We start from the raw sequence: 19385 nt of genomic DNA, 5'->3' as shown, positions 1-19385 counted from the left end.
AGTCTAAATTATTTACTCAAATTTAGACTTTTTTAGACTTTCCTGACGCATAAATTCAACTACACCTCATGCCCCGGCCTTAAGGACTCGCCAATCGGCGGGTTTTCATTAATCTGCGATTTGGAATATGGTACGGGAGAATATCGGCAAACACCCCGGCAAGTCGACCACACCCCAGTATTTACATTATTCCCCTCATTTAAACCATTATCGGCAAATGGGGGATATGGTGAATGAATGGGCGTGGCAGAAATGCGTGAGGCTGTGGTGAGAAAGTCAAAAGCATTAAAAAACCACCTTCATTATTCGAAGGCGGCATCTTTATCACCATATATGCTAATCTTTTGAGGCATGTATGAAAATATGAATAATGTGCACAGTATGAAAGTTACTAAATTATATGAGAAATGTTGTATGAATACTAAACTTCTATATTTAGAAGTGGTAAAAATATTGGTCAAATTAATTTTTAGATAGTAATCTTCGAAAGGTAATATCTCTTCAACTCAATAATGACAAGGCAATTTCCATAGTTTACTTGTTAACAAGACTCACGTATTTTTAATTCTGGAGAAAAACGATAAACTACCGGCACCTTCTGTGTATTCTCTTTTATTCTTTCAAGTATAATTTCTGCTGCCTTTAAACCCATTTCCTTTGTTGGCTGAGCGATCGTTGTAAGGGCAGGATGATAAATATCAGCATAGGACACATCATCAATTCCAATTATAGCCACTTCGTCGGGTATAGAAATTTTTTGCTCCTTTAAAAAGCTAAGAGCTTCCTTAAGAATAAGGTCGTTACCTGCAATTATTCCATTAGGTTTTATATCAGATTCAAATAAACGAGTTAATTCCTCTTTTATATTAATAAGAGGGCAAGCGCTTACTAATTCTTCACGATAGTCAATTTTAAAAAAGGATAATGCTTTTTTATATCCTTCAATCCTTTCTAACCGCGGAGAAAGATTATTTGTAAGCGGTAATGTCAGCATTGCAATACGATCCCTATTGCTTTTAACCAGCGTTGAAACAGCTAAGAAAGAGGCAGCTTCGTTATCAAGCATTACGGTATCTGCCAGGATCCCTTCAATTTTTCTATCGATAAATACGACTGGAATTTTATTATCGATTAAACGGCTATATTCAGAATAATTAGCACCGGTTGGAAAAATAATTAAACCATCAACATTTCTTGCCGCAAGTAGATTGATATAGGCTACTTCTTTTTCAGGATTGTCATCTGCATTACATATGATGACGTGTATCCCTTGTTCTTGAAGCGATTGTTCAACGATCCTAATAATTTCTGTAGAAAAAACGTGGCGTATGTTAGCAACAATTATCCCGACCATCTTTGTTTTCCGACTTTTTAAGTTTCTAGCAAAATGATTTGGCTGAAATTGCAATTCTTCCACTACTTTTTCTATTTTTTCGCGAGTACTTTTGCTCATATATTCATATCTTTTATTTAAAAACTGAGAAACAGTGCTTTTGGAAACCCCTGCAGCGTTAGCAACATCTTCAATTGTAACCGTTTTAGCCTCTTTCATAATAATTCCTCCGTTATGATGAAGATCTTGATAGCAAATCTTCCATATACCATTCAGTTGTAGTACTAATCATCACCTGTAGATTAAGTAATTTCCAGCATCCTTTTCATGCTCAATTTCTTTCCTCTATTATAATATAGAACTAGTTAATACATATCCATCATCTAGTAAAGATTTGTGTAATGTGTAATTTCTGCTTGTCCATTTGTTGTGGTCATAGACTTTATCAATACTAAACCGTTTTATTAAATTATACAAGAAACCGAAACCATTTTGTCGAAGGAGAGTATTTTTAATCCGATTTTTGATGAAAAGCACACAAAATTGTGCTGGAATCAGTTATTTTTAATAAATTTTTAAATATTTTTATTGTAACCGTTATCTGAAAGCGTTAAAATAAGTCCATAAATCGATTTAGTAGTTTAAATAGCCGCGGGTTTAAAGGGAGGTTTTCATTAATTGTTAGATGTCATCACAATTGGGGACGGAATGATCACAATGAATCCTATGTCTAAAGGTCCTCTTCGATTTTCCAACACATTCGAAAGAAAAGTGGGTGGTGCTGAACTAAACTTTGCGATTGGCTGTTCTCGTTTAGGCTTAAAAGCGGGTTGGATTAGTAAACTAGGAAATGATGAATTTGGAAGGCATATATTATGTTATGCCAGAGGAGAAGGTATAGATACTTCAAAGGTTGACCTTGTTGATGGATATCCTACTTCTATTTATTTTCGCGAAATATTAGCTGATGGATCAAGCAGATCCTTTTATTATCGTGATAATTCACCAACATTAACCATGAGTGAAGCAGATTTAAGTGAGGATTATTTTAAACAAGCAAAACTGTTGCATATTTCAGGGGTATTCCCGTCGATAAATGCTAATAACAAAAAAATCATTTTAGAGGCTGTTAAATTAGCCAAGAAAACCGGTTTATTGATCTCCTTTGATCCTAACATTCGACTTAAAATGTGGTCAAAAGAAGAAGCAAGAGATTATATCGAACAACTTCTACCTGATGTCGATATATTGTTAACCGGTGATGAAGAGGCAGAAATCATCCTTGGCCCGAACTCTTTAGAGACCTATTTTCAAAAGTTTCATGAATTTGGAATATCAAAGATCGCGATTAAGCAAGGTGCTGCTGGTTCTGTTGGATTCGATGGAAAGCAAATATATACTGCGCCTTCGATTAAGGCACGGGCTGTTGTTGATACGGTTGGTGCAGGAGATGGGTTTGATGCAGGGTTTATAACAAGTATTTTAAAAGGCATTCCCTTTGAGAAAGCGCTTCATATAGCGAACGCGGTTGGGGCGATGGTCGTCAGCGTGTATGGGGACAATGAAGGTCTTCCATATGCCGAAGATGTACAAGCTTTCTTGGGGGTAACAGAAACGATCGAACGCTAATAAAACCGCAACAACGCTTGGTGAGTTTTTCTAACTAATTTATTTAATAGGCAATCTGCTAAAGCTTCAATATCAAGGAGGAAAGAGAATGTTTACAACACCGTATGTTTATGTTGATTTGGACAAAGTTGAAAAAAATATTAAAAATATGATTTCTCGTTTGAACTCCAAGGGGATCGAACATTGGCCGCATATCAAATCTCATAAATCAGTGGAGTTGGCCAAAAAACAATTAGAATATGGTGCAAAAGGAATTACTTGTGCAAAGTTATCTGAAGCAGAGGTTATGGCCGAAGGTGGAATTCAACCGATTCTTATCGCTTATCCAATCATTGGAGAAGAAAAATTGAATCGATTAGGAAAACTGGCTAAAAAAATTGATATAAGAACAACAGTCGATAGTCTGCCAGTAGCGGAAGGCTTATCTACAGTGGGTGAAACCATCGGAAAGAAAATAGAAGTGCTAATTGAAATTGATGGTGGTAGTCATCGAGGCGGAGTGCAACCCGGTCAGGCAACGTTAGATTTTGCCCGGGAGATTATTAAATTACCTGGTATTCAATTGGTTGGGGTATTCACTTACGTGGGGCAAATTTACGGATGTCAAACTGAGGAAGAGATCAAACAGGAAACCCGACTTGAGGCGCAAATTCTTCTAAAAGCCAAGGAACTACTTAAGGCAAATGGAATAGAAGTGACGGTGACTTCAGGCGGCTCCACGGTTTCTTCCTTTCATGCTGAAGAGTTGGAGGGCATTAGCCAATCACGTGCAGGAAACTACATTTTTGGCGATATGAATGCCATTCACGTTGGGGTGTATACAGAGAGTGATTGTGCCTTAAAAGTCCGTTCAACTGTAATTAGTGTACCACTGCCAGGTTATGCGACTATCGATGCCGGTACCAAAACTCTAACCAGTGACCTTTCTTGTAGAGGAAATACATACGGATTGCTTGTTAGCCACCCAGATATTCAACTCTTCAAGCTAAATGAAGAACACGGTTATCTTAGCTATGATCCGAAGCTCCATACCTTGCATGTAGGAGATCAAGTGGAAATCATCCCGAATCACTGTTGTGTGATTCCGAATCTTTATGATTCGATTTACTCCTTCAGAGGTGAGGAACATATTGGTTCCTTAAAAATCGATGCGAGAGGAAAGAATTATTAATATCCCGGAAGGAGTGAAGAGTAAAATGACAACCCAATTAGCGGATGTACAAACCTATTTTGATTCTGAGGAACTAATTCAAATAGTAAGTGGTTTAATTCGGCAGAAGAGTGAAAATCCTTTGGAAACAGAGGAGGAAGCTGCACGGTTTGTTTATAACTTACTTGTTAGGGAAGGGATAGAGGCGGAACTCTCCTGGGCAGCTCCTGGAAGGCCAAATGTGATTGCCAGAATCAAGGGTAGTAATCCTACCGGTCCAACATTGCTTTATAATGGCCATTTAGATGTGGTCCCGGCCGGAGAAGGGTGGAGTATGGATCCTTTTGCAGCGATCATTCAAGACGGAAAACTCTATGGTCGTGGCGCAGCAGATATGAAATCTGGCGTAGCGGCCATGATTTATGCAGCTATGATGCTCAAAAGAATGGGTAACCCTTTTAGCGGTGAGTTAATCCTTTTTTTCAATGTGGATGAAGAGCGAGTTAATATTGGGATGAAGCAATTTCTAAAAGAAGACATATCGGCCGATTATGCAATTATTAGCGAGCCTACGGAATTGGACATATGCATTGCCCATAAGGGAGTGGGACGCTATCGCTTGGTTACACAAGGTGTTCCCGGACATGCTGCAGCCGTTAAAGAGCCGGATAACGCTATTTGTAAAATGGCAAAACTAATTTCATCCCTGGAACAAACAGGAAGGGAAGTGAAAAAGAGGGTTCACCCGCTCCTTGGACCGGGCTCTTTAACAGTGACGCAGATTAAAGGAGGGACGGCCGCAAATATCGTACCGGGGTATTGTGAAATTGAGATTGATAGACGTGTCATTCCGGGGGATACCCGTGAATCGGTTTTAGAGGAACTGAACGAAGTTATCGGAAAGACTGCCAAGGATAATGGTTTTGACTATGAATTGATAGATTACTTGTTTATCCCCGCATCGTATATTCCTCAAGACCATTCTTTGGTTCATGGACTTTTAGAGGTGAGCCGTTCGATACAGGAAAAAGATCCTGAGGTAAAGATTTTTGAAGCGACTTGTGAAGCACCATTTTTATCTGTAGATAAGGGGATACCAACGGTTATATGTGGTCCTGGCTCACTTAAACAGGCTCATATTACGGATGAATTTGTAGAAATTAAACAAATTGTAAAAGCATCCCGTATTTATATTGATCTAGTAATGCATTTACTAAAGAATTAAACAAGGTCGCTAATATTGGAACAAATATTGTGGAAGTAAAGTCATAGTGGCAGTATGCTTTCCATTTGGTTTGGTAATTAATCAATAGGAAAGAGTTTGACGATTGGGACTTTTTAAAGAGATGAAGAAAGGGATGAAATCATGGAAGCTTATAATCTTGCTCGTAAAACCGGCACTACCAAAAGGTTTTCAAATCTTCGTTGGCTCATTTTATCAATGAACGGTCTTTTATTACTACTGAATTACGGAGATAGGGCAGCAATCGGTGTTGCAGCACCATTTATTATGAAAGATTTTCATTTTTCACCGGAAACTTGGGGATTAATTATTAGTGCTTTTTCATTTGGCTATGTACCATTTTGCTTTTTGGGTGGCTGGGCATCCGATAAATATGGCCCGCGGAAAGTTATGGGCATTGCCGCCATTTGGTGGTCCGTTTTTACAGCGATGACCACAGTGGGATTTAATTTTATCAGCTTTGTTATCATTCGAATATTCTTTGGTTTTGGTGAAGGTCCTCAGGCAGCTGTTACGGCAAAAACGATCGGAAACTGGTTTCCAAAACGGCAATTGGGATCTGCGTTGGGTATTTCTCAGGCCACTACCCCATTAGGTGGGGCCATTGGGACTCCGGTATTTGTATGGCTTATGCTATTAACCGGGAACTGGAAAATCCCATTTATTTTTCTTGGAGTCATTGGAGTTTTATTCGCTATCGGCTGGTTTGTCATTATGAGAGATAAACCTGAACAACATCCTTGGATTTCTGCGATGGAATTAGCAGTTATCAATGAGGGTCGCGAGAAAGAAACATCCGTCGATAATGGTCCAAAGGCAACACTAGGCCAATGTCTGAAAAAACCATTAGTATGGATTATTGCTTTTTCATTTTTCAGCTATTCTTGGGCTCTGAACACATTCCTGAGTTGGTTTCCTACCTATCTTGTAAACGCTCACCATATTAATATTCATGATCTTGCTATAAGTGGCTCCATTCCATGGATTGCAGGTACGATCGGGTTAGCAAGTGGCGGGATTGTTACGGATTGGATTGGGAAGAAAACCGGAAAAACTACTGCTTCCCGTAAATGGCTGACAGTTATTTGTTTACTTGGAGTTGCGGCAGCCTTTATTCCTAGTACAATGGTAACTTCTACCACTGGTGCTGTCACTTTAATGGCATTTGCAGTCTTTCTCCTTTATTTAACGGGTGCTCAATATTGGGCAATTATCGCCGAAACCTTCCCACTGTCACATTTAGGAGGAATTGGTGGATTCGTGAACGCACTTGCCAATTTAGCTGGTATTGTTGCACCTATCGTCACTGGGGCTGTTGTACAAAGCACAGGTTCATGGGGATCTGGATTCGTCGTGGGAGCGATCATCCTGGCGATTGGTGCTCTTAGTTTGGCCTTTTTTGGAAAAGTCGGTAATGGAACTGTTACAGAATAGCGATTTAATACTAATATGTACAAGAAAAGGAACAGCAGGATACTTTATAGGAAGGTTTATCCATGTTCCGATCAAATTGGCGAAAAAGTTTAATTATAATGGGGTAACATGAATTTTATATCTTCAAATAGTAAGTGAGGGAAGGAAATGTCTTATCATCAGCAATTGGATGGGGAGAATATTATCGCAATTATGAGGGGAGTTGACCCCAAGAATGTAAGTTCAATTGCTCAATCACTTAAAAAGGGTGGTATACGAGTGATTGAAATAACTCTTGATTCACCTAACGCTCTTGAGGTTATAAAACAATTATCTTTAGAGGAAGGAGATAATATGTTGATAGGAGCCGGAACAGTTCTGGATCCCGAATCAGCTAGAATGGCTATTCATCACGGGGCTAAATTCATCATATCTCCTACGTTGAATATCAAAACGATTGAAATGACAAAAAGATATGGGGTATTAAGTATACCGGGATGTTTAACTCCAACGGAAATCTTAACAGCATATGAAAATGGTGCTGATATGGTTAAGGTATTTCCAGCTAGTTCTATGGGGGCAAATTATTTTAAAGACTTATCCGGCCCGCTCTCTTACATTCCTTTAATAGCAACAGGGGGAATAAACGAGAACAATATTCAGGACTTTATCAAATCAGGGGTTACTGCTGTTGGTCTGGGTAGTTCTTTAATTGGAAAAAAAGTTTCTGATGATAGAGATTTAGCGCTATTAATTGAAAAAGCCTCAAGGTTAGTAAAACTAGTGAATGACTGTAAAAATAACTGAAAAGGCACATGTCGTGATTAAATTTGTCGAAATTTAACTAGTCCTTTATACATCAATTAATGTTACAAAGCTTTCTTAACATATTTTAATACTAGAAAGCAATCAACCAGAGTATTACAAAAGGAGAGATAAAAATGTCAATTGAAAATAGATTAGAAGATTTAGGTATTAAGCTAGAAGAAGTTAAAACACCAAAATTCTCCTATACGCCGGTAACACAGGTGGGAAATTTAGTTTACACCTCTGGACAGGATTGTCGTGTTAATGGAGAACTGATTCTTGAGGGGAAGTTAGGCAGAGAGTTAACAATTGAGGAAGGAAAGCAAGCAGCTCGGCAGTGTGCCATTAATTGTTTGTCGGTCCTTAAATGGCACCTAGGCAGCCTGGATAAAATAAAGAAAGTTGTAAAAGTATTGGGGTTTGTACAAAGTCATGATGAATTTAAAGACCAGCCATATGTCATGAATGGTGCATCCGACTTGTTCTTGGAAGTTTTCGGTGAAAAGGGAAAGCATGCCAGATCAGCTATTGGGGCAAACGAACTTCCATTTAATACTCCGGTAGAAGTCGAAATTATTGTAGAAATAGAAGACTAATCAGCTTCTATTTCTACTCTAACCCGTACTGGAAACTCTTTTTTGTTTATTGAAGACCAAAGGTATCACTTAAAACATACCACGGTTCAATTACTAAGGGGCTGTTTCAAAAAATGGAGCAGTTCCTTTTTAGTTTGTAGAACAAAATGGTTGCTGTGCAAAACCCGCTGCAAGTTTGTAAGAATTCAGATTTCCTTGTCTTTAAATAAAAGAAAAATCCACAGAGTTTGACAGCTTATAACAAAAAACTCCCCAAAAACAGCGGTGTGCCCGCGTTCTTGAGGAGTTTTTTATTTTTTTTCACGTAGATATCCATTTCATCGGTTTTGACCGAGAACTTCCTACACTAAACTGCGATTTCCCCCTCTTGCTTTTCTTCCTTTTCTTTCCGTGAACGAGCCCAGGACACGATAATCGCAGCCATAATGGTAAAGCCGAGGTACCCCATGACAGGATAAACAGTTCCGACCAGCTTGATAAAGCCGATAAAGCTGGAAGCGAAGGCTAGGATGCCAAACCCGACAACGGCCGGTTTAAATTTGGAATTGCCCGGCTTTACGATGCGGGCGGCAAAGGCGTAAAGCATGCCAACTGCTGTATTATAAATCATTCCGAGCAAGGCAATCGACATTAGTGCTCCAAGCACAGGATGAAGCTGGTTAGCAAGAAGTAATGTCGGCATGTCTACTCCTTGTAACGTATCTAGTTTGGCAAACATGCCAATGTTAATGAGTAAAATTAACAGTCCAAGTCCAAGACCGCCTAAAATTCCGCCACGACCAGCGACCTTTGCATCTTTTGTTGTTCCACCCATTACCGCAAGCATCGCTGCTCCCGCGGCTATATTATAAGAAACATAAAGAAGTCCGCCGAGCAGCCAGTTTGATGCTGCTGCCGGTTGTTTTTTGGCAACGGCTTCAAGTGCAGTAAAGCTTTGATCCATCGTTAATAAGGAATAGCCAGTAATAATGAGGACCAGCACCATTAAATATGGTGTAATCCAACTGATGACGGACAGTAATTTTTGAACATTTAGGCAAACGGTTAAAATGGTGAGGACCGCCATAACGACATTTCCGACCATTGCTGGCAACCCAAATTGCTGTTCAAAAATCGAGCCGCTTCCAGCCATCATGACAACCGTCACGCCGAATAAGAAGAAAGTAATAATGATATCCACAACCACTCCCAAATAACGGCCGCAAATATGATAAATGACCGCTTTATGAGAATCGGTTTGCAGTTTTGATCCAAGCTGTGTTAATTGCATGCCTAAGAAGGCAAAGAAAAAGGTTGCAATCACACCACCAATGATTCCCAGTAAACCAAAGCTGGTGAAAAATTGTAAAATTTCCTGACCGGATGCAAAACCGGCCCCGACGATAATGCCGACATAAGCCCCGGCAATTTGTAAGCTTTTCCTCATGATAAAACCTCCAACCTATTCATAGAATTATTTAAATATTGGGACAATTTATGACGTGAGAGGGGAAGACCTCTCTTACGGAAAAAATGAAAATCGCTAATAAAAGCTTCAGAATCGCTAATATATCGCTTGAATTCGCTAATATATCGTTCAAAATCGCTAATAAACGGTTTAAAACTGCTAATAAATAGCGCTAATCCGCCATATACAGTGATTTTTTAAGAAAAAGTCTGCTCGCGAACGGTAAAGCGGTCAATCGTATTTAAATCAACGCTGTAGCCAATTCCCGGTGCTGTTGGGACGGTGATCAGGCCGTCATGGACGGTTACCTCCGGTTCGATGATATCCTTTTCCCAATAGCGTGAGGAAGCTGCGGTATCTCCCGGCATTGTGAAGTTAGCCAGAGTCGTTAAAGCAATATTATGGGCTCTTCCGACACCCGCCTCCAACATGCCGCCGCACCATACCGGGAGCCCGCGTTCCATGCAGAGGTCATGGATTCGTTTGGACTCCGTTAAGCCACCAACCCGGCCGATTTTAATATTAATAATTTTGCAGCTTCCAAGACTGATAGCCTTCCGCGCGTCTTCTACCGAATGGATGCTTTCATCAAGGCAAATCGGTGTGGCCAGCTGTTTTTGCACAACGGCGTGATCAACGATGTCATCGGAGGCGAGCGGCTGCTCAATCATCATTAAATCGAACTCATCCAGCTGTTTTAACAGATCAATATTATGAAGGCGATAGGCAGAATTGGCATCGGCCATCAATTGAATCGTCGGAAATGATTTGCGAATTTCGCGGATGACGTCAACATCCCAGCCCGGCTTGATTTTTACTTTAATCCGGCGATACCCTTGTGTCACAGATTGGTCGATAATTGTTAGCAGTTCATCGACTGTTTTTTGAATCCCAATGCTGATTCCGACTTCGATTTCTTTTTTCTCACCGCCAAGAGCGGTTGCCAGCGGAAGATTCTCGCGCTTGGCGTACAGGTCCCAAATGGCGCCTTCAATCGAAGCCTTGGCCATATTGTTTTTACGAATCGGTTCAAATAAAGCGGAAACCTCATCCGGATGGGTGATTTCCTTATCCAGCACGAGTGGAATGAGGAAATCCTCAAGGATGTGCCAGTTTGTCTTTAATGTTTCTTCGTTATAAAGCGGTGACATAAAGGCGACGGATTCGCCCCAGCCGGACCTGCCGTTTTCATCCTTCACTTCCACAAGGATAAATTCCTTATCAAGGAAAGTGCCGAAGCTTGTGGTAAACGGAAATTTCAGCTTCATTTTTAAGTGGCGCAGTGTGACATTTTTGATGTTCATTTTGTATCCTCACTTTCTAATCGAAGTGTAGTGCGTCTTTTCAAGACATAATAATGGACTGGTTCATCATTCATTTTTATGAGTTTCATTGCAGCAAACCCTTGGGTAAACAGCGCTTGAAAAATATGCCTTGTTTTTATGCGCCAATCCAATGCCAGCTCAAAGTGCTCTTTTTTGAGCTGCTGAAAATGCCTTGGGATTGGAACGAGCACCGCTTCTTGGTCGTTAAAAAATGAAGCATCCACTTCGAGCGGTATGGGCTCTCCATCTACAGTCAACTCGTACGGAATACGTTTGTAAGCGGTCCAATCATCCGTATCATTTTCATTGATGTGTGGGCTTTGAATCCACCATTCCACCTGAAAACGGTCGGAGGCGAGTCCCCGGTTAAGCGGGTCTTCCATGTCGCCATAACAGTTTTCAATATAAGTGCTGCAAATTGCTTTTAATTTTGTCAAATTTAAAAAGGCATTTGCGCTTTCAAGCGGATCATAAGTCCAGGTGACCATCTTATATCCTTTTTCAATTGCGGCCTGTCTTTGCGCTTCTTTTAACATTGCGCCAATGCCATGGCTGCGAAAGTCTTCGAGAATTCCCAGCATATGGGAGCAAAGATAGGATTGGCCGTTGTGAAAACCGGCAAACCCGTAGCTGAAGCCGACCATGTTTTCTCCATGAAAGGCACCAATCATAATGCCACCGTTTTTCACCGCAGTCAGTGTGTGGTGAATCGGGATCGGTTTCATGTTCCAAATCGCTTTTTCGAGCTGTTGTACCCGTTCCAGCTCGCTAATCGTAACAAGTTGTCGTACTTCGATTGCTTCCTGTAGGTTATTTTTCTCCAGTTTTGGCTCAACTGCTGTTGGGCCCTCTGATGCTTCCGGCATGTTGAATTCCTCCCGTTCAGGTTTAAATATGGGTGGTGTTGGCTCTTCCGTTGGAGCTTGCATATGGTGTTCCGTCAGTCTAGGCCTAGAGTCAGCTTGGATTGGCCTTCCGATTGCTTCCGTCATGCTGCGTTCCTCCCTCAAGAAACTCAAAGGTATTTAGGATGGTTTTCGTTAAAATTTCAATTCCATCAAAGATGGCGTCGCGGTTGAAAGTCATATCGGGATGGTGTAATCCCGGCTTGAGATCACAGCCAAGGCCTAACATCGTCGCTTTTAGCTGTGGTCGTTTCAACGTGTAAAAGTGAAAATCCTCACCGCCGCTGGTTGGTGCGGGTTCCACGAGATGCTCTGCCCCAAGTGTATCGGTTATCGCTTTAGCCATCAGTTCTCGTGCCTTAGGATGAACGGTCGCTCCGACCACTTCTGCTTTCGTCTCCAAGGGAATTTCCACCTCGTACATTTCAGCAAGTGCTTTTGTGATAGTTATCACTTTTTTTGTGATAAATTCCATCGCATCGTTCGTCTGGGCCCTAAGGTCAAGATGGAACGAGGCATGTCCGGGGATCAGGTTGCTGCTTTCTCCGCCCGCATGGAACTTGGTCATTTTCACCGAATAAGGAATCATCGGGTCGAGATGAATTTTGCTTAGCTCCTGAACAAGCGAGGCGCCAATTTCGATCGCATTTTTTCCTAAATGTGGCCGAGCCCCGTGGGCATCCTCACCGATAATTTCACCGGCGATAAATTTTGCCGCACCATGCAGAATCGCAGGAGCCGCCTCTCCGGCTTGGAGCTCTTGAATGGGGCGCAGATGGACGCCATATAAAAAGTCGAGGTCATCAATGACGCCTTTTTCTACCATTTTAAGGGCTCCGGTTCCTTTTTCTTCGGCTGGCTGGAAGATAAATTTCAGTTTGCCGCTAGGTTGATAGTTTAGTTTTTTCAAAAGCAAAAGAACGCCCAGGGTCATTGTCATATGAGCATCATGACCGCAGGAGTGATTAGCTTGAAACGTTCCGCCGACCTCTTGCCAGAGAGAGTCGATATCGCTCCGAAGTCCAACGGTGTAAGGCCCGTCGCCATATTCCACGACAAGCCCGGTACAATCGCAAAAGGTTCGTACCTGAAATCCCTCCGCCTCGAGCAGCTTGGAAAGATAAGCCGTCGTCTCAGTCTCCTGCCAACTTACCTCCGGATGCTGATGTAAATGATCAAATATCTCACAAAGCCTCGGCTTCAATTCCGCTAACAGCGTCTTCATAGTTTCCTCCTTTTGGAATATGGTGTCAGGCACCGCTCGTGGACATTTGTCCGCGCAGGGTCGACAATTTGCTTCTAAAACGCGGCCCACTGTTGTGACAGGATTACCTTTCAGATATTCCGTAAATTTGAGCTCGTGGGCATTTTCCTATGTTGCCTAATTCAACTCCGCCTCATGAACCGTCCTTAAGGACTTGCCAGTTGGCAAGTTTTCATTTCGGGGACGCTGTTTGTCGCTTCCCTATACCGTTGCCATTTTTTTGAAAGTCTCTGCTGTAACCTATTCCTCGTAGAACAGATGCCTGATGTCCAGTGATTCGTATTGTTGTTTTCGGTTTTCAAACCGTTGTTTGTCTTGGACGGATACTTTCGCCACGATGGCGTTTAACAATGAGAACAGTGACGGTGTTGTATCAAGGGTTGACTTGCCGGAGGGGGCGATGGTCAGCAACACATCGGCAAATTTATGGATCGGCGCCAATGGTGAATCGGTAATCCCAATGACCGTCGCTCCCCGCTGTTTGGCAAGTTTGGCCATATTAATAGTTTCTCTGAGATAGCGGTGGAATGATATTGCTACCAAGACGGAGTCTGCATTTAACCGATCCAACGCAGCCCCCAGTCCGTCAGTATCTGATTTATATAAGAAAACATTTTCCCGCATCAGCCCTAATGTGAAAGACAACCAATGAGCTGCAGCAAACGATGAACGCAAACCGGAAATCAGAATTTGTTCGCCGAAAATAAGATGGTCAACGGCTTGCTGGACATCCTTTTCATTCATTTGTGCTGCCGTTCGTTTGATGTTTTGGCAATCTTGCTCCATCACATGTGCAAAAAAATGCGGTTCGTTCAACAGTTCAAGCTTGTTCGAATAATATTGGTCCAAGCTGCTTTTTTGCATCAGCAATGCTTCGCGAACCTTCTTTTGCAATTCCGAAAATCCGTTATAGTCCAAGGAATAACAAAAACGGATGACAGTTGTTTCGCTCACGCCAACTTCCTTGCCAATTTGATCCGCTGACTTGATCGCGAACTGGTGGGGCTCATCCAGCAGGAACTTAGCAATTTTCTTTTGGCTTTTGGAAAACTCTGGAAACTTCTCTTTGATGCTTCGCTGAAAGTCGGTCATGATCAACACCTTTTCTAAAAAATTAATGAAGCTTGTCATTCATTTATTACGAATAATGAAGTATACACTTCATTTTTATATATTATAAAAAGTATCATCATTCTGAAAATTCCGCAATATAAAAGACTGAAGTTTTTGAAAAATAATTTAACGGACCTTTGCCATCTGAATCCGCTGTTTTTAAAAAGGCCTCAAGGTCGGAAATGTTTTGTCAGCGGAAGACAGCATCGAACTGGTCAAAAAATGAGGCAGGCCCGCTTTGTTAAAAGCGAAGCCTTAGTAAATAGTAACAGATAAAATTGGGGATAATTTTAGCAGTAAATGAAAACGTAATCATCATGAGGTCTTCCTGCCCGTTAAAGCAGGATAAATTTTTTACACCTAGCGGAAGAAAGGCAACAGCATCAGATATTTTTACATCTTTGGAGGACAACAACATGAAATACATCATTGCCATCATTGGTTTACTGGTTGTTTTTGGCTTAGCTTACATCGTCAGTAATAATCGAAAAAATATCCGGATCAAGCCAATTATTACTATGATCATTATTCAATTGATATTATCTGCTTTATTATTAAATACAACGGCCGGTTTGGAATTAATCAAGGTGTTTGCCGGCGCTTTCGGTAAACTATTGGAATATGCTGGCGCCGGGGTATCATTCGTGTTCGGCGGCATTGCCAATAAAGGAGAATCTCCATTCTTCCTGAACGTCCTGTTGCCAATTGTGTTTATTTCCGTGTTAATTGGAATCTTCCAGTACCTGAAACTTCTCCCGTTGATTATGAAGGTCATTGGCATCCTGCTTAGCAAAGTGAACGGCATGGGGAAATTGGAATCATACAATGCTGTGGCATCCGCGATGATTGGTCAATCTGAAGTGTTTATCACCGTGAAAAAACAGCTTGGCTTACTGCCGGCTAATCGTTTGTACACTCTTTGTGCTTCGGCCATGTCCACGGTTTCGATGTCGATTGTCGGGGCGTATATGACAATGATTGAACCAAGATATGTCGTCACGGCGCTAGTGCTCAACTTATTTGGCGGATTTATCATTGCCTCGATTATTAACCCTTATACGGTAAAACCAGAAGAGGACCTTTTGGAAATTCAGGATTTGGAAAAACAAAGCTTTTTTGAAATGTTAGGAGAATATATTTTGGACGGTTTTAAAGTTGCCGTGATTGTCGGTGCGATGTTAATAGGCTTCGTTGCCTTGATGGCGGCGATTAATAATATTTTTGAGATGATTTTCGGCATTTCTTTCCAAGAAATTTTAGGCTATATTTTTGCCCCAATTGCCCTCATGATGGGCGTTCCTCTTTCGGAAGTGGTAAAAGCGGGTGGGATTATGGCCACCAAGCTGGTGACAAATGAGTTTGTCGCGATGATGGACCTGGCCAAAGTGGAGAACACATTAAGCCCGCGAACATTGGGGATTATCTCCGTATTCCTCGTCTCGTTTGCCAACTTCTCTTCGATCGGGATTATTGCCGGTGCTGTTAAAAGTCTTAACGAGAAAAAAGGAAATGTGGTCGCCAAATTTGGTTTGAAACTGTTATATGGTGCGACATTGGTAAGTGTCTTATCAGCTGTCATCGTAAGCGTTGTTTTATAATGCGTATGGCTTGATAAATTATGGAAAAGCAATTTGTAAAGGTAAAAAACTGCTTTTCCATATTTTAAGGAGGGAAAAAAGAATTTTGTAAAAATGGGCTAGAATTTTGAAAAAAGGACTACAATTTGCAGAGTTGCACCATTTAATTCCAAGTTTTGTATAATTGAATTGTGACTGTGAAAAATTGCCCAGGGGTTTTGTTAGATTCTGCTTGGATTTTGTAGAAAAAGAATGCAAGTTGCAGAGGGGAATCACTCTATTTCTAATTTTTGTAAGCAATATTGAGATTTTGTAAGATAAAAGAAGGGGACGTATCTTCTGCTTCAGTTTGTGGATGAATGAAGCTAAAGAAGCGTCCCCACGCTTATTGCACTGACTTAAGTTCCAGCTGTCCATGATCAGTGTTTGACACCACGACCATCTCCAGCAGATCAAGCAATTTTTCCAAAACAGCACAAGGATAATGAAATAACGCAACTTAGCCAATTTCCGCTTTTTATCATGATGGTTGCAGGAATGGCGAGAAATGCCCCCAAACCTGATAAGGTAAAGCTTTTGGTGAATGGGTAGAGGACGAGAAAGCTAATGATAATGACGAAAGCAAGCCACGGCTCAAGGGCGAGCATCCCGCCGATAAAGGTCGAAACGCCTTTGCCGCCTTTGAATTTCAACGTAATCGGTTTGATGTGGCCAATAATTGCAAACCCAAGACCGAGCAGCAGCAGAGGTTCGGCATAGTTGAGATAGCGCCCGAGGAGAATAACGGAAGCACCTTTCAGGGCATCTCCGAGAAAAATTGCCGCAAACGCAGGTGCCCCCCGCAGACGCCCCCCATTCCGTGCCCCCACATTCCCGCTTCCAACCGAACGAATATCCTCCCGATAAACCAACCTCATTACCCAATAACCAAACATTACACAACCAATCAAATATGAAAAAATAAAATACAACTTATTCCCTCCCTGTCAGACAACATAAGTGGACATGTTGGCGGTATTGTCCACATGGGGTGGACATTTAAGTTGTTGGTATTTTATAACATCCCTACCTTTATTTTGCGGTTAAATGGTGAGGATTTCAAATGATTTTTTTGGCTGGGGGGTCATATTTTGATCTTTCTGGTCAAAAGATTGACCATAATTTTTTGAACATTTTTTAACAACTAAAATTAGTGTGATTTGCATCACAACAAGGGAGTGATCTTTTTCCTATCCTGTTTACGATACATAAATAAGAGAAAGTGAGTGATGAATGATGTTTTGTCATCAATGCGAACAAACTCCTGCAGGCGGCTGCAAAGTTCTCGGCGTGTGTGGAAAGGATGAAACGATTGCCAGCCTCCAAGACACGATTATTTTTGGGTTAAAAGGGATTGCAGCTTATCGCACGCATGCCAACCAATTAGGATTTACCGACCCATTCGTTGATACGGTAACCCATGAGGCCCTTTATATGACGCTGACGAACTCAAACTTTAATGTCCAGGAACATATTGACATGGCGATGAAGGTCGGACAATCAGCCGTGCGCGTCATGGAAATGCTTGATGAAGCCCATACGAAGCGCTTGGGCATCCCGGAACCGATTCGTGTCAGCCAAAATAAAATTGAAGGTCATTGTATTGTCGTTACCGGACATAATCTGTTTGCCTTAGAAGAATTATTGAGGCAGACAGAAGGAAAGGGTATCAATATTTACACTCACTCGGAAATGCTTCCGGCCCATGGTTATCCGGCATTAAAGAAATATTCTCATTTAAAGGGCAATATCGGCAAAGCATGGTATGATCAGCGCCGCCTGTTTGAAAAATTCCCAGGGGCCATTTTGGCGACGACGAACTGTGTAATGCCGATTAAAGGCTCCTATGCCGATCGGATGTTTTCCTATGAAGTAGCCGGGCTTGAGAATGTCCAAAAAATCGTCAATGACGACTTCTCGCCATTGATTGAAAAAGCGTTGGAATTACCTGAGGCAGCTATTGATTCAGACGAAACCTTATTGACAGGATTCCACCACGAAACGGTTTTAGGCTTAGCTCCTGAAGTGATCGATGCTGTGAAAACGGGAAAAATCAAACGTTTCTTTGTGATTGCCGGCTGTGATGCCCCTGGGAAAGGCGGGGAATACTATCGTGAGCTTGCTACTTCCTTACCGCCGGAAACGGTTATCTTAACAACATCATGCGGTAAATTCCGCTTTAACGATGTGGATTACGGTGTTGTACCGGGAACTGAAATTCCACGATATATTGATTTAGGACAGTGCAATAATTCCGTCTCCACAGTTAAAATCGCTAAGGCTCTAGCCGAAGCATTTGAATGTGAGATCAATGAACTTCCGGTCAGCATCGTGTTATCCTGGTTTGAGCAAAAAGCAGTTGCTATTCTTTTAGGCTTGTTCAGTTTGGGCATTCAGGATATCCGAATTGGACCAAAAGCCCCGGAATTTATCTCTGAAGGGGTATTGCAGGTTCTGCAAGATGCTTTCAATTTAAAACTCATTGGCACTGCCCAAGAAGATATGAAAGAAATGCTGCAACTGGCATAATTTATTAATAAGCGCTGGGGTTTTCTACTAAACTAGAAATCCTAGCGCTTTTATTTTTTTTCAATGAATGACAGAACTTGTATTCACCTCATGATGAGGACAAGTGAGGCAGATTTTCTCCGCGAGCTGTCCTCATAACTGTTCGTAAAAATTCCAAAATCTTAAAAAAGCCAGAGGAAAATTATGCTAAAATGGAATTAACTTCGAGAGAGAAGGTGATTGTGATCGAACAAAATCAAGAAATTGCATTGTGTCTAAAGGGTCTAAAAAAGGATTATGGAAGCAAACAGGTATTAAAAGGAATTGATTTAACGGTCCAGCGCGGGCAAATTATCGGCTATATTGGTCCGAATGGTGCCGGCAAAAGCACGACGATCAAGATTATTCTTGGGCTTGAAGGCGACTACTCCGGGAAGGTGGAAATTTTCGGTGAAGAAGTTACCGAACAAAGCGTTGATTATAAACGAAAAATTGGCTATGTCCCGGAAGTCGCCGAACTCTACGATAATTTGACAGCGCGGGAGTATTTGACCTTTGTCGGGGAACTATATGGGCTGGACTTTCAGACGGCCGATCAAAAAGCGCAGCAGCTGATGAAAGTTTTTGGTTTGGAGGAAGTGTACCACGCAAGGATTGCCTCTTATTCCAAAGGGATGCGGCAAAAGGTGCTGATTATTTCCAGTTTAATACATAACCCGGATTTGTTATTCTTGGATGAGCCATTGAGCGGTCTCGATGCCAACAGTGTCATGGTGTTCAAAGAAATTCTCGCCGTCCTTGCGGCACAAGGGAAAACGATTTTCTACTCATCCCATATTATGGATGTCGTCGAAAAAATCAGCAACCGGATCATCCTTATTAACGATGGAAACATTGTTGCCGATGGCAGCTTCGATGAGTTAAAGCAGCAAAATCATGAGGGGACATTGGAGCAAATCTTTAATCAGCTGACCGGTTTTAATGAGCATAAGGCACTTGCTGAGGAATTTGTCGCGATTGTCCAAGGGGTGTAAGC

At 41.6% G+C, this 19385-nt stretch carries 16 protein-coding genes; 9 read left to right on the top strand and 7 right to left on the bottom strand.

Annotation, left to right across the window (positions count from 1 at the left end; translation table 11 throughout):
- Positions 1-541 precede the first annotated feature (541 nt).
- Positions 542-1552, bottom strand: a complete 1011-nt coding sequence (locus JK635_RS21450) for a LacI family DNA-binding transcriptional regulator (protein WP_202655965.1) — start codon at positions 1550-1552, stop codon at positions 542-544.
- Between the two features lie 459 nt (positions 1553-2011).
- Between JK635_RS21450 and JK635_RS21445 the strand changes: the two genes are divergently transcribed.
- From JK635_RS21445 to JK635_RS21420, 6 genes are all read left to right on the top strand, one after another.
- Positions 2012-2962, top strand: coding sequence for a sugar kinase (locus tag JK635_RS21445; protein WP_202655964.1), 951 nt, complete (start codon positions 2012-2014; stop codon positions 2960-2962).
- An 88-nt stretch (positions 2963-3050) separates the two neighbouring features.
- Positions 3051-4133, top strand: coding sequence for an alanine racemase (locus JK635_RS21440; RefSeq protein WP_202655963.1), 1083 nt, complete (start codon positions 3051-3053; stop codon positions 4131-4133).
- Between the two features lie 25 nt (positions 4134-4158).
- Entirely contained in the window at positions 4159-5337 is a 1179-nt protein-coding gene (locus tag JK635_RS21435) for a M20 family metallopeptidase (protein WP_202655962.1), read from the top strand.
- 141 nt (positions 5338-5478) lie between these two features.
- The gene (locus JK635_RS21430; RefSeq protein ID WP_202655961.1) at positions 5479-6789 is read left to right on the top strand and encodes an MFS transporter; all 1311 of its coding nucleotides are present in this window, start codon (positions 5479-5481) and stop codon (positions 6787-6789) included.
- A gap of 147 nt (positions 6790-6936) precedes the next feature.
- Complete coding sequence (locus tag JK635_RS21425) at positions 6937-7575, top strand: bifunctional 4-hydroxy-2-oxoglutarate aldolase/2-dehydro-3-deoxy-phosphogluconate aldolase (RefSeq protein ID WP_202655960.1); 639 nt, start codon at positions 6937-6939, stop codon at positions 7573-7575.
- Between the two features lie 134 nt (positions 7576-7709).
- Positions 7710-8171, top strand: coding sequence for a RidA family protein (locus JK635_RS21420; protein ID WP_202655959.1), 462 nt, complete (start codon positions 7710-7712; stop codon positions 8169-8171).
- Positions 8172-8517: 346 nt separating this feature from the next.
- Here the strand turns inward: JK635_RS21420 and JK635_RS21415 are convergent, their stop codons facing one another.
- The 5 genes from JK635_RS21415 to JK635_RS21395 form a co-directional block, all read right to left on the bottom strand.
- Positions 8518-9597: a YkvI family membrane protein gene (locus JK635_RS21415; protein WP_202655958.1), complete on the bottom strand. Its 1080-nt coding sequence runs from the start codon at positions 9595-9597 to the stop codon at positions 8518-8520.
- Between the two features lie 218 nt (positions 9598-9815).
- Positions 9816-10922, bottom strand: a complete 1107-nt coding sequence (gene menC, locus JK635_RS21410) for an o-succinylbenzoate synthase (RefSeq protein WP_202655957.1) — start codon at positions 10920-10922, stop codon at positions 9816-9818.
- On the bottom strand, positions 10919-11935 hold the full coding sequence (locus tag JK635_RS21405; RefSeq protein ID WP_306792985.1) for a GNAT family N-acetyltransferase: 1017 nt from the start codon (positions 11933-11935) through the stop codon (positions 10919-10921). The genes menC and JK635_RS21405 overlap by 4 nt, the downstream gene beginning before the upstream one ends.
- Positions 11901-13073, bottom strand: coding sequence for a M20 peptidase aminoacylase family protein (locus tag JK635_RS21400; RefSeq protein WP_202655956.1), 1173 nt, complete (start codon positions 13071-13073; stop codon positions 11901-11903). The genes JK635_RS21405 and JK635_RS21400 overlap by 35 nt, the downstream gene beginning before the upstream one ends.
- A 279-nt stretch (positions 13074-13352) precedes the next feature.
- Complete coding sequence (locus JK635_RS21395; protein WP_202655955.1) at positions 13353-14204, bottom strand: MurR/RpiR family transcriptional regulator; 852 nt, start codon at positions 14202-14204, stop codon at positions 13353-13355.
- 437 nt (positions 14205-14641) lie between these two features.
- Here JK635_RS21395 and JK635_RS21390 point away from each other — a divergent pair, with 437 nt between their 5' ends.
- Complete coding sequence (locus JK635_RS21390) at positions 14642-15823, top strand: NupC/NupG family nucleoside CNT transporter (protein ID WP_202655954.1); 1182 nt, start codon at positions 14642-14644, stop codon at positions 15821-15823.
- Between the two features lie 431 nt (positions 15824-16254).
- On the opposite strand, the gene JK635_RS21385 is transcribed toward JK635_RS21390, so the two are convergent.
- Positions 16255-16773, bottom strand: coding sequence for a glycerol-3-phosphate acyltransferase (locus JK635_RS21385; protein ID WP_202655953.1), 519 nt, complete (start codon positions 16771-16773; stop codon positions 16255-16257).
- A 304-nt stretch (positions 16774-17077) separates the two neighbouring features.
- Between JK635_RS21385 and hcp the strand changes: the two genes are divergently transcribed.
- Together hcp and JK635_RS21375 are read left to right on the top strand one after the other, a co-directional pair.
- Positions 17078-18370, top strand: a complete 1293-nt coding sequence (hcp, locus tag JK635_RS21380) for a hydroxylamine reductase (protein WP_202656001.1) — start codon at positions 17078-17080, stop codon at positions 18368-18370.
- A 191-nt stretch (positions 18371-18561) separates the two neighbouring features.
- On the top strand, positions 18562-19383 hold the full coding sequence (locus JK635_RS21375) for an ABC transporter ATP-binding protein (protein ID WP_202655952.1): 822 nt from the start codon (positions 18562-18564) through the stop codon (positions 19381-19383).
- The last annotated feature ends 2 nt before the right edge of the window (positions 19384-19385 follow it).

The organism is Neobacillus paridis (assembly GCF_016765675.1).
Lineage (GTDB): Bacteria > Bacillota > Bacilli > Bacillales > Cytobacillaceae > Neobacillus > Neobacillus paridis.
Note: the sequence above shows the minus strand (reverse complement) of the source record. Positions and strands in the feature narration are given on the sequence as shown.

Excerpts from the sequence above, each read along its gene's own strand:
- JK635_RS21375 (WP_202655952.1), top strand. The coding sequence starts at position 18,562 with ATGGAATTAACTTCGAGAGAGAAGGTGATTGTGATCGAACAAAATCAA.
- JK635_RS21435 (WP_202655962.1), top strand. The coding sequence starts at position 4,159 with ATGACAACCCAATTAGCGGATGTACAAACCTATTTTGATTCTGAGGAA.
- JK635_RS21405 (WP_306792985.1), bottom strand. The coding sequence starts at position 11,935 with ATGACGGAAGCAATCGGAAGGCCAATCCAAGCTGACTCTAGGCCTAGA.
- JK635_RS21425 (WP_202655960.1), top strand. The coding sequence starts at position 6,937 with ATGTCTTATCATCAGCAATTGGATGGGGAGAATATTATCGCAATTATG.
- JK635_RS21430 (WP_202655961.1), top strand. The coding sequence starts at position 5,479 with ATGGAAGCTTATAATCTTGCTCGTAAAACCGGCACTACCAAAAGGTTT.
- menC (WP_202655957.1), bottom strand. The coding sequence starts at position 10,922 with ATGAACATCAAAAATGTCACACTGCGCCACTTAAAAATGAAGCTGAAA.
- JK635_RS21420 (WP_202655959.1), top strand. The coding sequence starts at position 7,710 with ATGTCAATTGAAAATAGATTAGAAGATTTAGGTATTAAGCTAGAAGAA.
- hcp (WP_202656001.1), top strand. The coding sequence starts at position 17,078 with ATGTTTTGTCATCAATGCGAACAAACTCCTGCAGGCGGCTGCAAAGTT.
- JK635_RS21390 (WP_202655954.1), top strand. The coding sequence starts at position 14,642 with ATGAAATACATCATTGCCATCATTGGTTTACTGGTTGTTTTTGGCTTA.
- JK635_RS21450 (WP_202655965.1), bottom strand. The coding sequence starts at position 1,552 with ATGAAAGAGGCTAAAACGGTTACAATTGAAGATGTTGCTAACGCTGCA.
- JK635_RS21415 (WP_202655958.1), bottom strand. The coding sequence starts at position 9,597 with ATGAGGAAAAGCTTACAAATTGCCGGGGCTTATGTCGGCATTATCGTC.
- JK635_RS21400 (WP_202655956.1), bottom strand. The coding sequence starts at position 13,073 with ATGAAGACGCTGTTAGCGGAATTGAAGCCGAGGCTTTGTGAGATATTT.
- JK635_RS21395 (WP_202655955.1), bottom strand. The coding sequence starts at position 14,204 with ATGACCGACTTTCAGCGAAGCATCAAAGAGAAGTTTCCAGAGTTTTCC.
- JK635_RS21440 (WP_202655963.1), top strand. The coding sequence starts at position 3,051 with ATGTTTACAACACCGTATGTTTATGTTGATTTGGACAAAGTTGAAAAA.